At 55.3% G+C, this 12,498-nt stretch carries 11 protein-coding genes and 1 tRNA gene; 8 read left to right on the top strand and 4 right to left on the bottom strand.

What is annotated here, in order from left to right; all coding sequences use genetic code 11:
* Positions 1 to 171: 171 nt before the first annotated feature.
* Positions 172 to 681 (bottom strand): cyclic pyranopterin monophosphate synthase MoaC, encoded by a 510-nt coding sequence (gene moaC / locus CKL79_RS20900; protein ID WP_121971479.1) that lies wholly within the window; start codon positions 679 to 681, stop codon positions 172 to 174.
* 109 nt (positions 682 to 790) lie between these two features.
* Between moaC and CKL79_RS20895 the strand changes: the two genes are divergently transcribed.
* Positions 791 to 864, top strand: a tRNA-Arg gene (locus CKL79_RS20895).
* Positions 865 to 957: 93 nt separating this feature from the next.
* Here the strand turns inward: CKL79_RS20895 and CKL79_RS20890 are convergent.
* On the bottom strand, positions 958 to 2,286 hold the full coding sequence (locus CKL79_RS20890) for an MFS transporter (RefSeq protein ID WP_121971478.1): 1,329 nt from the start codon (positions 2,284 to 2,286) through the stop codon (positions 958 to 960).
* Positions 2,287 to 2,347: 61 nt separating this feature from the next.
* Between CKL79_RS20890 and CKL79_RS20885 the strand changes: the two genes are divergently transcribed.
* Positions 2,348 to 2,581, top strand: coding sequence for a DUF1643 domain-containing protein (locus CKL79_RS20885; RefSeq protein ID WP_240519012.1), 234 nt, complete (start codon positions 2,348 to 2,350; stop codon positions 2,579 to 2,581).
* 33 nt (positions 2,582 to 2,614) lie between these two features.
* Here the strand turns inward: CKL79_RS20885 and CKL79_RS20880 are convergent, their stop codons facing one another.
* Positions 2,615 to 3,568, bottom strand: a complete 954-nt coding sequence (locus CKL79_RS20880) for an alpha/beta fold hydrolase (RefSeq protein WP_121971477.1) — start codon at positions 3,566 to 3,568, stop codon at positions 2,615 to 2,617.
* Between the two features lie 158 nt (positions 3,569 to 3,726).
* Here CKL79_RS20880 and CKL79_RS20875 point away from each other — a divergent pair, with 158 nt between their 5' ends.
* The 6 genes from CKL79_RS20875 (at position 3,727) to CKL79_RS20850 (ending at position 12,149) form a co-directional block, all read left to right on the top strand.
* Positions 3,727 to 5,178, top strand: a complete 1,452-nt coding sequence (locus CKL79_RS20875) for a hypothetical protein (RefSeq protein WP_240519011.1) — start codon at positions 3,727 to 3,729, stop codon at positions 5,176 to 5,178.
* A gap of 367 nt (positions 5,179 to 5,545) precedes the next feature.
* Positions 5,546 to 6,013: a ribosome maturation factor RimP gene (gene rimP / locus CKL79_RS20870; RefSeq protein WP_121971476.1), complete on the top strand. Its 468-nt coding sequence runs from the start codon at positions 5,546 to 5,548 to the stop codon at positions 6,011 to 6,013.
* 106 nt (positions 6,014 to 6,119) lie between these two features.
* Complete coding sequence (nusA, locus tag CKL79_RS20865) at positions 6,120 to 7,676, top strand: transcription termination factor NusA (protein ID WP_240519010.1); 1,557 nt, start codon at positions 6,120 to 6,122, stop codon at positions 7,674 to 7,676.
* Between the two features lie 48 nt (positions 7,677 to 7,724).
* Complete coding sequence (locus tag CKL79_RS20860; RefSeq protein ID WP_121971475.1) at positions 7,725 to 8,012, top strand: YlxR family protein; 288 nt, start codon at positions 7,725 to 7,727, stop codon at positions 8,010 to 8,012.
* 209 nt (positions 8,013 to 8,221) lie between these two features.
* Positions 8,222 to 11,254, top strand: a complete 3,033-nt coding sequence (infB, locus tag CKL79_RS20855) for a translation initiation factor IF-2 (protein WP_121971474.1) — start codon at positions 8,222 to 8,224, stop codon at positions 11,252 to 11,254.
* The gene (locus CKL79_RS20850) at positions 11,241 to 12,149 is read left to right on the top strand and encodes a low-complexity tail membrane protein (protein ID WP_170944148.1); all 909 of its coding nucleotides are present in this window, start codon (positions 11,241 to 11,243) and stop codon (positions 12,147 to 12,149) included. Before infB ends, CKL79_RS20850 begins: the two co-directional genes overlap by 14 nt.
* On the opposite strand, the gene CKL79_RS20845 is transcribed toward CKL79_RS20850, so the two are convergent.
* Positions 12,118 to 12,498: transposase (locus CKL79_RS20845; protein WP_170944147.1), on the bottom strand; the 381-nt coding region annotated here is incomplete at its 5' end. The genes CKL79_RS20850 and CKL79_RS20845 overlap by 32 nt on opposite strands.

Below are 12,498 nucleotides of genomic sequence, written 5' to 3'. Positions count from 1 at the left end.
TTGCAGGCAGCGTTGCTGTAGATAAGCTCATGAGTCATCCGACGAAAGGGCTAGATGCTAAACGTTAACTCACTTCCATGAAAATGAAATGGCCCTGAGGGGTGGGGTGGTTAACTTTGGAAGGGGGAGAAGGGGGGAAGGGGAAAAGGGAAAGGGGGAAGGGGAAAGGGATCAGGGGTTGGGGGTTTGCCAGTGGCCGGATTTGCCGCCGATTTTTTCTAGCAGCTGAATATCGCTGATTCGCATGGATTTTTCTAGTGCTTTTGCCATGTCGTATAGCGTGAGGGCTGCGACTGATACCGCTGTTAGCGCTTCCATTTCTACGCCCGTCTCGGACTTGGTTTTGACGGTGGCCTGAATGCGATAGCCGGGTAAGTCGCGGTCAGGCTCGATGGTGACTTCAATTTTTTTCAACGGCAGCGGGTGGCATAGGGGAATTAGCTGTGACGTTTGCTTGGCTGCCATGATGCCTGCTAGCCGGGCCGTGCCGATGACATCTCCTTTGGGTGCATTGCCTGCTGCGATCGCCGCTAGCGTAGATAGTTGCATATACACTGCCCCAGTTGCCGTAGCCTGACGCACGGTCTCGTCTTTGGTAGAAACATCGACCATTTGGGCCTGGCCTTGTGAATCCAGATGAGTGAGCGGTGTTATGGGATCAAGCGGAGTCGAATTACTCATGAAGGGGCCGATGGAAAGGACAGAGAAAGCTGTACGATTTGGCTGAAAAATTTGATTGATTTGGGTGGTCAGAGGGCGGTAGGGGTGTGCTACTATTAAAACCCGATGAGGGCCTGTAGCTCAGTGGACTAGAGCACGTGGCTACGGACTACGGTGTCGGGAGTTCGAATCTCTCCAGGCTCGCTTCAAAAAAAGGTGTCAAGCAGAAATGCCTGACACCTTTTTGTTTTGTCTTTTTTTAGTTGCGAACCGTCGGACTGTGGCAGCTTTCAATGGCTAGCTTTTGAGCGCATAGACATCCCGCCCACCGCGCAAGGCGAAGCGCACTGAGTGGGACAGGTCTTTGCTGGATGTCGTGATAAAAATCAGTAGGCCGATGAAGGTCATCAGGCCCGAAAGAGCAAACACAACGGCATAGCTGCTGGCGTCGGCAATTTGGCCCATGCCCGGCCCGGCTAGCGCAATGCCCAAGTCAAACCCGGTCAGGCATAGGCCAAAGGTTAGGCCGCGCTCATTTGGCCGTGAGCGGTCTGTCATCAGGGCGGCAATGATGGGGATCAGCGTGCCGCTGCCCACGCCCTGGAGCGCTCCGGCGAGTAGCAGCATCGGCGCACTGGTCGAGAGGGCCAGGGTAAACATAGCCAGGGTGTAGCAGATCAGTCCCAGGCTGATAAAGCGGCCACGCCCGAGTTGATCGCTGGCTTTACCGGAGACGACTCGGATGGTGAAGGAGGCGATCGCACTCACCGTATAGATTAGGCCGATATTGATCGCAATCCCCGTCTCCCTGACATACAGCGGCACAAACGCCACCATCGAGCCAAAGGCAATGCCCACCATCAGCAAAATCACAGCCGGAATCCGAATGTGCGGGGCAAAGATCAGACGCCAAAAGGAGCGGTTTTGGAGTTTGGCTTGAGATTTGGTTTGAGATCTGGCCTGTCCAGTAGCGGTTTCATAAGTCAGATGATAGGCGGGTGGACGCGGGGGTTCGCGGCTGACCAAAACGCACAGCGTACCGACTACGCCGAGCGCTGTCATCGTCAAAAAAGCCAGAGTAAAGCTGCCCTGTAAGTAGCCGCCCAGCGCTGGCCCTAGCGCCATGCCAATCGGATTTGACAGACTCATATAGCCAATCAGCTCACCCCGATTTTGAGACGGAGCCATATCTGCTACCGAAGCGCTGTAAGCTGTCGCAAAGGCGGCAATGCTAATACCGTGAAAGGCCCGAATCAGACCTAGCAGAGCCACCGCAGAGTTGACCTGCCAGCCAATCACCGGCAGGGTAAGCGTGACCGCAGGCACTAGCCCGACTGATAGATAGAGCAGTGGCGCGATCGCAATCACCACAATCCCAATCAGCAGCGCGGGCTTACGCCCTTGACTGTCGGTAAAGCGAGACATTTTTGGGCGCAGGCCCAGCAGACCCAAGGCGAAGGCCGCCATTACCCAGCCAATTTCCTGATTGCTGGCCCCAAAGCTTTCAATATAGAGCGAGAGGTTGGGCAACATGCCCGCCAAACCCGCCCAAAAGCACAGCGAGGCACCGAAGAAAATAATCAGATTGCGCCGCAGCGCCGGTTCAAAATCTAAGAAAACCTTCAAAGCCAGCCTCTCAATAGGTCATCGTCAATACAGCAAATGTTAACAAGTGTTAACTGATTTCGTGAGCCTCCTGACAGCAGAAAGTACCCTCAAAAGAACAGCCATATTTGATGCGACAGGCCGCTACCGCTATCAGCTCGGTCGCCAGTGGCAAGCGTCAGGCCCGCAGGTCGCTTTTGTCATGCTGAACCCGAGCCGGGCCGATGCTACTCAGCCCGTACCAAAGCAAACTCACCTGCCAGCAGCGCAACCGCTCTGGCCAGCCTCGCCATCCGCTGTATATCAAGCGCGATAGACCCTTGCAGTCCTTTTTCTAGCTGCCCAGTTATTAGCTGCCCAGCGGCACCCACTGGCTGGCCGACTCGCCGACCACCGTTTTAAGCACCCAGTTCCGCAGCAGCGCATCCACCTCGGCGGGGGCATCGTCATGTGGGCAATGACCGGCATTCAGGTGATGTTCTTCCAGGTTGGCGTAGTGCTTTTGAAAGAGTTCGCTGCGCGTGTAAGTATTCATCCACGGGTCCGCATCGCCCCAAATTAACAAAAGCGGGCAGGTCATCTGGTCGAGTAGCGTATCGACATATTCGCCGCGCTCGGCTTTGAACAGGGCGGCAAAAGCGGCTGGCGCTTCGGGGTCGGTAGCTGGGCGATAGACATCTTCGACTAGCTGATCGGTAACCTCGGCTTTGTTGACATATACCTGCTCTAGCGTTCTGCGAATGTAGGATTTTTGCCGCACAAATTGAAAGATCACCCAGCTCGGCAGTGGCGAGAGCACCACCGTTTTGATCAGTTCACCGATGGCCGATTGAAAGGGATTGGGCTCCTGATTGCTTTGCTGCTCGCTGAAAGAGCCGACGCCATTGAGCATACAGACTCCGGCTACGGCCTCAGGACGAGTTGCGCCCGTATACAGGCTGCTGTAGCCACCAATAGAGTTGCCCGCTACGACCGCTGGCCGACCGATCACCTGATCGATAAAGTCGGCAATTTGATCGCGCCACAGGTCTGGGCTGTAGCCGCTGCTGGGCTTAGAAGAGCGGCCAAAGCCAATCAGATCTAGGGCGTACACTTCAAAATCGGTCTGTAGCTCGGCCATGTTTTTGCGCCAGTGATCGGTCGAAGCGCCGAAGCCGTGAATCAGCAGCAGGGTAGGTCTCTGTGGATAGTCGTCGGCGTGGGCTGTACCAGCATGGGCATAGTGCACCCGGTGGCCGCGCCACTGCCAGTAGGCTCCGTTTTGGGCGGGGGGAATGGGAGAACTCAGCGCAGTAGCGACCATTGTGCTCGTAAAGAAAGGTAAAGGGCTGCTCTCATCTTATCTCGGGGTAATAATTAACGGCAGGCTTTTCTTTCTATGGGCTGAGCATCCTGAGATACCAGACTTAGACCGCCCTCAAACCGATAGACTGAAAAGTACGATGACAAGGGATATAGGCTATGACCGGGCTATCTCGGGTGCGATCGCCCGCTGGCACTGCTAAAAAACGCCGCCCCCGACGAACCACCTGGTTTGAGCGCCTGATGGCGGCATTGGCCCTAGTCAATCTGGGCTTGGTCCTGTTCGACATGAGCTACATTCGCTTTCGCGACTCGTACTTACAGACTTGGCCGGAGCCGACTGTCTGGTACGGCGAGCGGTTTAAAGGCATTGAGCCTGAGCGCACAACGATCAGCTATCTGTCGCTAGTAGACAATCTGGAGCAAAGGCTAGCTAGCGATCCGGCTGCCTCTGATCTGTCCGCTCGCACCAGCCAAAATCTGCTAGACCAGCTCCGAGAGCAAAGCGTCGTCATCGTCGATGAGAACCCGTTTGAGATAGCCGGGAAGTCTGGCACGTTGGAACGCATCAAAAACCTGATGCGCCAGCGGGTGGGCACCGAGTCTTCTAAAACAGCTTTTCGTACCTTCTGGAGTGAAGATTACCTGCAAGCTAACGGCGCGGTAGGCGAACTGGCTTTCTTTGACGAGCAAATCCGACCGCTGATGCAGACCAACTACTATCGGGGCATTAGCGAAAGCGGTGGACCTATTGACCTGTTTTGGCAGATTGATATTTGGTTTATGGCTCTGTTTGCGGCTGAATTTTTAGCCCGCACCTACGTTCTCAGCCGCCGCCATCCCAATACTAGCTGGATCGACGCGATGCTTTGGCGCATTTACGATGTGCCGCTATTTATTGGCGTATGGCGCTGGCTGCGGGTGATTCCGGTGACGATTCGGATACATCAGGCTCGCTGGGTAAATTTGACCCCGGCTCGCAACCGCCTCAGCCGGGCGCTGGTCAGCCAGTTTGCCGTAGAGCTGACTGAGATTGTGCTGCTGCGGGTGGTTGATCAGGCTCAGCGACTGGTGCGCGATGGCGACATTAGTCGCTGGCTGCTGAACGCCTCTAGCCGCCGCTATGTCGATATCAATGGGGTGGATGAAGTGCAGGCGATCGCCAAACACCTGAGCGATGTCGTGGTGTATAAGGTACTGCCTAAAATCAAACCCGAACTTGATGCCTTACTACAGCACAGCGTTGTCGGGGCACTGCGCCAGGCACCCGCCTATCAGGGGCTAAAGCTAATGCCTGGCTTTGATGCCCTGACAGTGCAAATTTCCCGTCAGGTGGCTACAGAACTCTCAAAAAGCCTGACAGAAGCTATCCAGACCGCCTTTGCCGATGAAAAAGGGGCCGCTCTGACCAGTCAGCTAGTGACCAGTTTTAGCGAACACCTGCGCAGCGAGGTGCAAAACGCTGAGTCTCTCGCTGAAGTGCGCGGCTTGGTCAACGACCTGCTAGAAGAAATTAAAATTAACTATGTAGAGCGCATCGCTGACGAAGATGACGAGCAGCTAGAGGCTTCGCGCTACCGGCTTTATGGCGCGACGCAGCGAGTTCGGTAGACCGTATACAAAGATTTAGAAGAAAGATTTAGAAGCTCACTATGCGGGATCAACCGATTGCTTTGGGATGACATGCGCTAAACTGTTTATCGCACGTGAGTGAAGTGCTGCCTCTGCCATGGCTTTAAGCGCGGCTTGGAGTGCGACGCTGTACTAACTGCTCTAGATAGTCTATTGGTTTAGCTATCTGGCCTAATTCGTCTGGCCTGACCGGGTCACAGCGAAAAGTGGGAGCTTTAAAAGAGCCCGCTTTTTTTATTGGATATCTACCAGAAAGGCTTCATTCTGCACTCACGATGCCGTCGTGTGGTGCTGATAGGTGCCTATCTGGAGAAAGTTTTGGTCTAAGTAGACCTTACGAGAAGCTATGACGCATCCTTTAGTTCCTCAGGTAATTGAGCTGGCTTCTCCATTGGCGAGTAGCATCGGCTTAGAAATCGTCGGCGCGGTGTTTCAAACGAATCAAAGTCCGCCCGTACTGCGGATAGATGTGCGCAATCCTAACCAGGAAGATACCGGCCTAGATGATTGTGAGCGCTTGAGTGTGGCCGTGACTGAAGCCCTGGATGAGACTAACCTGATCCCGGAGGCTTACGTGCTGGAGGTGTCGAGCCCTGGGGTGTCGGATGTGCTGACGAGCGATCGCGACTTTGCCGTATTCAAAGGGTTCCCAGTCGAAGTACAGCTGAGCGAGCCCCATAAGAAAAAGCAGACCTGGCAGGGGAGCCTGGTCGGTCGCGATGAGGAAAAGGTCTCGCTGAATTTGAAGGGAAGAGCGATCGCCCTTCCCCGCAGCCTCGTTCAGTCAGTGCAGCTCAGCACTGAAGAATCCTGAGTCTATCCAAGCGTCATTGAATATCTGCTGACCATTCATCAATTCAGCAGTTCAATAACTTTCTAGTTCTATCCAGTTTTTTCAACTTTTCTAAGAGGTCGTGCCTATGTCGATGGTGAGTCTGCCCGGTTTACAAACAATGATTGACGGCATTAGCCAGGAACGCAACCTGCCTAAGACCGCCGTCCAGATGGCGCTGCAAGAGGCGCTGCTCAAAGGCTACGAGCGCTATCGCCGCACCCAGCACATCGATAGCAGCCAATTTGATGAAGAGTACTTTGAAAACTTCTACGTAGAGCTAGATACCGAAGACGAAGGCTTTCGCGTATTAGCTAATAAAACCATCGTTGAAGCCGTCGAAAATTCTGACCATCAAATCGGACTACAAGAAGTACAGCAGGTCGCCCCCGAGGCCCTAGCTGGCGATACCGTCGTGCTCGATGTCACCCCCGAACAAACTGACTTTGGCCGGATGGCCGCCATTCAGACCAAGCAGGTACTCGCCCAAAAACTCCGTGATCAGCAGCGGCGACTGATCCAAGAAGAATTTCAAGATTTAGAAGGCTCTATTCTCAATGCGCGGGTGCTCAGGTTCGAGCGGCAGTCAGTAATCATGGCCGTCAGCAGCGGTTTGGGCCAGCCCGACACCGAAGCCGAGCTGCTCAAGCGCGACCAGCTTCCCAATGACAACTACCGGGCTAATGCCACCTTCCGCGTCGCTCTAAAACGGGTTTCTGAAGGGTCACACCGAGGACCGCAGCTACTGGTATCACGAGCTGACGCTAGCCTGGTAGTCGAGCTGTTCTCCAACGAAGTGCCCGAGATTGAAGACGAAATTGTGCGGATCGTAGCCGTTGCCCGTGAGGCAAACCCCCCTTCTCGTTCGGTCGGGCCACGCACTAAAATTGCGGTAGATACCGTAGAGAGTGATGTCGATCCGGTCGGGGCCTGCATTGGTGCCCGTGGGTCTCGCATACAAGTGGTCGTCAACGAACTACGCGGCGAAAAAATCGACGTGATTCGCTGGTCACCCGACCCTTCTACCTACATCTCCAATGCGCTCAGCCCGGCCCGTGTAGACGAAGTTCGCCTGATGGACTCAGAAGGACGACAGGCTCATGTGCTAGTCCCCGAAGATCAGCTCAGCCTGGCCATTGGTAAAGAGGGCCAAAACGTGCGCCTCGCCGCCCGGCTAACCGGCTGGAAAATAGACATCAAAGACGTTGCCAAATACGACTACGATGCCGAAAACCAGAAAATGGATGAAATCGCCGAAACCAGACGCATCGCTGAGGAGGCCAGAGCTGCCGCCGCCGCTGAAGAGGCTGCCGAAATTGCCGAGGCCGAAGAGTGGAGAGCTAAAGCCAGAGCTGCCGCTGAAGCCAAACGCGCTGCCGAAGCTGGTGAAGAGCCCGACGATGAGCCGATTGAGGAACCGATTGATGAGCCTGCCGAGGTAGCGGAGACGGTCGACAAAGCAGCTGATGACGAGACGAGCGACCCGACATCAGAAGTTACGACAGATAGCCTAGAAGCAGAGACCGAAGCTGATCTTGCTAGCGGTGCTGCCCTATCTGAAGACAGCTTATCTGAAGACGGCAGTGTAACGGCTGTGACGACCGAAACAGCTACTGTCGAGCCCACCTCTGAAGAGGAAGTTTAGCGGCACGCCCAAATTCAAAACGTCAATCAAAGCACTAGCAACAGAAGAATGGCAGAGAAAAATTATCGCCTGTGCATCAGCTGTCGCCAAACGGCTCATCGAGACACCCTGTGGCGGGTAGTTCGCACTTTTCCCGACCATCAGGTGCAGCTAGATGAAGGTACGGGCCGCTCTGCCTATCTCTGCCCCCAGGCTTCCTGCCTTGAGGCTGCTCAAAAGAAAAATCGCTTAAGCCGTATGCTACGGACTCAAGTGCCGCCTGAAATCTATCAAGCCTTATCGCAGCGCCTGATGGAGGATTTAGACAGAGGAGGCCCCGATAAGAATTCTTATTAGAGGTAAAGCCATATTCACAACGTTTTGATTACAATGTCTTGATGGTTAGCCTAGTGAAGCTAGAAAAGTCGCTAACGTCACAGACTGCGTTTAAAGCTGGAAATTGACCACCGCTGTACTCTATGCTTTAGAGTCAAGCGTGTTAATTCGATAAGGGCAATCGGTCTTATGTAAAACACATCGTCAAGTCAGGTTTTAAGAGGGAAAGGATGAACAAGGGCAAAATAAGAATTTACGAGCTATCAAAGGAGTTGGGACTGGAAAACAAGGACATTCTAGCCATTTGCGAACAGTTGGAGATTGCGGTTAAGAGCCATAGCAGCACTATTGCTGGAGAAGATGCTGAACGGATCAAAGCCGTAGCCGCCTCTAGCGAATTTAAGCCGGCTAGCCAATCTACACCTGTCGCAGCCAAGGCCAAACCCCCTCGTAGCAGCAGCGCAGCTGGGGCCAAGCGTCCCGTTGCTAAGCCCGTTCGTCCGCGTCAGCAGCAAATTTTAGAAATTCGCCGCTATCCTCGTTCGGCAGAGTCGCCAGAGTCGCCTCCCTCAGCACCGCCCGAGCCGTCAGAATCTAACGACAGCGGTAACGGCAGTGGCGCTGATACCGCTGGTACGCCTAGTTTGGTAGCGCCGCCCAGTCGGCCATCCGCTCGGTCTGCATCTGCGCCCAGTGCGCCCGAGAAACCTGCTGAGCCGGTCAAGCCAGCGCAAGAACCGGCCCGAGAACCGGCTCGCCCAGCCGCTGTCCGAGAACCCGAGAAGATTGTGACTACTTCTGGGGTCACTAGCCCTGACCAGCTCAAGCCCCGCTTAGTTGAGCCACCGGCCCGGCCATCGACGGCCAAACCCGCTGCACGTGGCGGCGATGATGACGACAACGAGATGGAATCTCCCAGTCGGGTGGCTCGTCCGGTACTCAAGGGCGATCGCTCAGCAGGCAGCGATCGCCCCAGTCGGCCGGCACCTGGTGGAGCCTCTAGCAGCTCAGCTGCGCCGCCATCTCCGCCGAAGCAAGTCGTCGAGCTGCGCCGTCCGCCCTCAAGATCTGATGTGCTTGAGAGCACCAGCACCGACAGTGACGATGGGGATGACGATGGCTCGTTTGCCGATCCCGCGTTAGAGCTGCGCCGACCTACGCCGCCACGGCCTCCGAAGCGACGAGATCGCGCCGAAGGAGACGACGATGACGAACAGGAAATCCGGCCCAAGAAAGTCTCCAAGACCAAGCGGCAGCGAGTTATCGTTGACGACGACGAAGACTTTGAAGATCTAGACAGTGGTCGCGGCGACGTTTCGCAAGAGCAGATCAGCCTTTCGCTGATGCGACCGCCTAAGCCCAAGAGCCAGCGTGCTAAGCCCGCGCCGACAACCAAAAAGGTAAAGCAGCGCGCCCCCTCTCGTCGGGAGCGCCGGGAGCGCCGTCAGGAGGTAGAGCCCGAAAAGCCAGAGATGATCGTGCTCACAGGCGGCATTAGCGTGCATGACCTAGCTGATCAGCTATCTGTGCCGCAGACCGACATCATCAAGCTACTCTTCTTCAAGGGGATTGCGACTAACGTTAATCAGACCCTAGACATGCCGACCGCCGAAATGGTGGCGGAAGAATTTGGGGTAGAAGTAGTCACTGCAGAAGAAGCGCCTGAGGCTCGCAAGGTCACCGCGATGATCGATGACGCCGACCGAGACAATCTACAGTCGCGTCCGCCTGTAGTAACGATCATGGGTCACGTAGACCACGGCAAGACCAGTCTGCTCGACTATATTCGTCAGGCTAAGGTCACCGAGGGTGAAGCGGGCGGTATCACGCAGCACATCGGGGCTTATCACGTCGATTTGCAGTCCAATCCGAACAGCGATCGCAAATCGGGTCAGATCGTCTTTTTAGATACGCCTGGCCACGAAGCCTTTACGGCTATGCGCGCCCGAGGTGCGCGAGTTACTGACATTGCCATTCTGGTAGTCGCTGCTGACGATGGTGTCAGGCCGCAGACCATTGAGGCAATTAGCCATGCCAAAGCAGCCGGCGTGCCGATTGTCGTGGCGATCAACAAGATCGACAAAGAAGCGGCTAATCCTGACCGGGTGAAGCAAGAGCTGATGGAATACGAGCTGGTACCGGAGGAATATGGCGGCGACACCATTATGGTGCCGGTCAGCGCCATCACGGGTGAAAACGTAGACACCATTCTCGAAATGCTGCTGCTGGTTTCTGAAGTAGAAGACTTGCAGGCCAACCCCGACCGCTTAGCTCGCGGCACCGTGATTGAAGCCCATCTGGACAAAGCCAGGGGCCCGGTAGCGACCCTCTTAGTGCAAAACGGTACGCTGAAGATTGGCGATGCCTTTGCGGCTGGCCCCGTCTTTGGCCGAGTTAAGGCGATGGTCGATGATCGGGGTCACCGCTCGAATGCTGCTAAGCCGTCGTTTGCGGTAGAGGTGCTGGGCCTGAACGATGTGCCCCCCGCCGGTGAAGAGTTTGAGGTCTACGCCGATGAGCGCGACGCCCGCGCTGCTGCCGATGAAAAGGCCATTGAGCAGCGACAGTCGCGCCTGCAGCAGACCATGGCTTCTCGCCGGGTAACGCTCAACTCACTCTCTGCGAAAGCGCAAGAAGGCGACCTCAAAGAGCTTAACCTGATTCTCAAAGCAGACGTGCAGGGTTCGCTAGAAGCGATCTTGGGTTCGCTGCAGCAACTGCCTCAAAACGAGGTGCAGATCCGGGTGCTGATGGCAGCGCCGGGTGAGATTAGCGAAACTGACGTTGATCTAGCGGCGGCCAGTGGCGCTGTGATCATCGCCTTTAACACTACGCTAGCCTCGGGGGCGCGGCAGTCTGCCGATTACCTGGGCGTAGACATTCGCGACTACGACATCATCTACAAGCTGTTAGAAGATATCGAAGGGGCCATGGAAGGTCTGCTGGAACCCGAGTTGGTGCAAGAACCGCTGGGTCAGGTCGAAGTGCGCGCGGTCTTCCCGGTGCGCAAGGGTACAGTGGCAGGTTGCTATGTGCTCTCAGGCAAGGTTACCCGCAACTGCAAAGTGCGAGTGGAGCGTGGCGGTGAATCTGTCTATGAGGGCAACCTCGATTCGCTGAAGCGGATGAAGGACGATGCCAAAGAAGTCAATGCTGGCTTTGAGTGTGGTGTCGCCGTCAATGGCTTCAATGACTGGAAAGAGGGTGATATTATCAACGCCTTCCGTCTGGTTTCGAAGCGTCGTACCCTTGCTCCGGCCTAGTGACGTGATCAGCTTGCAGCAGAACCGATACCTGTGGGTACATTTTGCCGGACTGGCGGCGGTTCCCCTGCTGCTGGATGTTTGCTTAGCTGGACTAGCTTCGTCTAGAACGGCTGTCGGCACAACGCTGCCGCTGAGTCCTCAGTTTTGGGCGATCGCCCTGATCGGCATCGTCCCAACGCTGTGGATGCAGTGGCAGCGACCGTTTTATCTATTCAGTCTGGTGCCACTGGCCCTGAAGCCTGCTGCGCTGAGTGATGATCAGCGGCGCTGCTTAAGGCTGCTAAAATCCTGGCAAATCAAAGCACTAGCCGCGATCACGGCTGGCTTTTCGCTGTGGGTGCTGTGGCAGCTAGCGGAAAAGTCGCTCCAGATTACGCCGCTAACGGCTCCTGCGCCAGGGTTAGCCGTTGCGACGATCTCCTTCTTTTTGTTCTGTGTGTTTCTCCAGGTGCCGGTGAGTGCGGCTCGCTTGCTTTTGGTTGGGCAAAAGACGTTGCAGCGCGTGGCTCCTTATGAGGAGAGTGCGATCGCGCCAAACTTTTTGATTTTGGGATTGCGGGTGAATCGGATTTTGCCGGTGCCGGCAACGTTGCCAGATGTCCCTGAGAGCCAGGGATTGAGAAGCCGGGAGCCAGAAGAGCAGGAGGCAGAAAAGCAGGAGACAGGAGTTGAGGTATCAGTCAGCCAAAAGTCAGACAGACAGCAATCAGACAGGCAAGAGCTTACCGAACCAGAGGTTGATCTGCCAGACGCTAGCGTTCAGCTTATGGATGGGGCGGTAGAGGAGGCTCTATCAGTAGAGGAGGCTCTATCAACAGATAGCGAAGACATTAGGGACTCGCAAACAAATAATCTACCGTTCATATCGGAACAATCGTCACATCCCACTTAGGCAACGTCTCAGAGCGCTGCCACTGTTGCTCAAACGGCTCTAACTCATCTTTGGTCACCTTGACACCCTTCGGATAAGTCGCCTCGACTAGCTCAACCATGGGCTCGAAGCCATTCCAAGTCATGTTTGCCGCCCATCGTAAGGCTGTTTCAACGGTATCGAGGATAGCGCCATTCCAGTAGTTTTCTAGCGCCGCCCAACAGCGCTCTATGGGATTGTACTTGCTGTGATAAGGCGGATAGTAAACCAGGCGGATCTTCATCTGCTCGCGCTGCGCAAACTGCGCCATGCGCTTGATGAACTGGGTGCGCTGGCTTTTGACGGCAGGCCCATTGTCTAGGTCAATGAC

The sequence above is a fragment of the Leptolyngbya sp. BC1307 genome, assembly GCF_002286735.1.
In the GTDB taxonomy this organism is placed as follows: Bacteria; Cyanobacteriota; Cyanobacteriia; order Phormidesmidales; family Phormidesmidaceae; genus Phormidesmis.
This window is presented reverse-complemented; position numbering and strand designations above follow the sequence as displayed.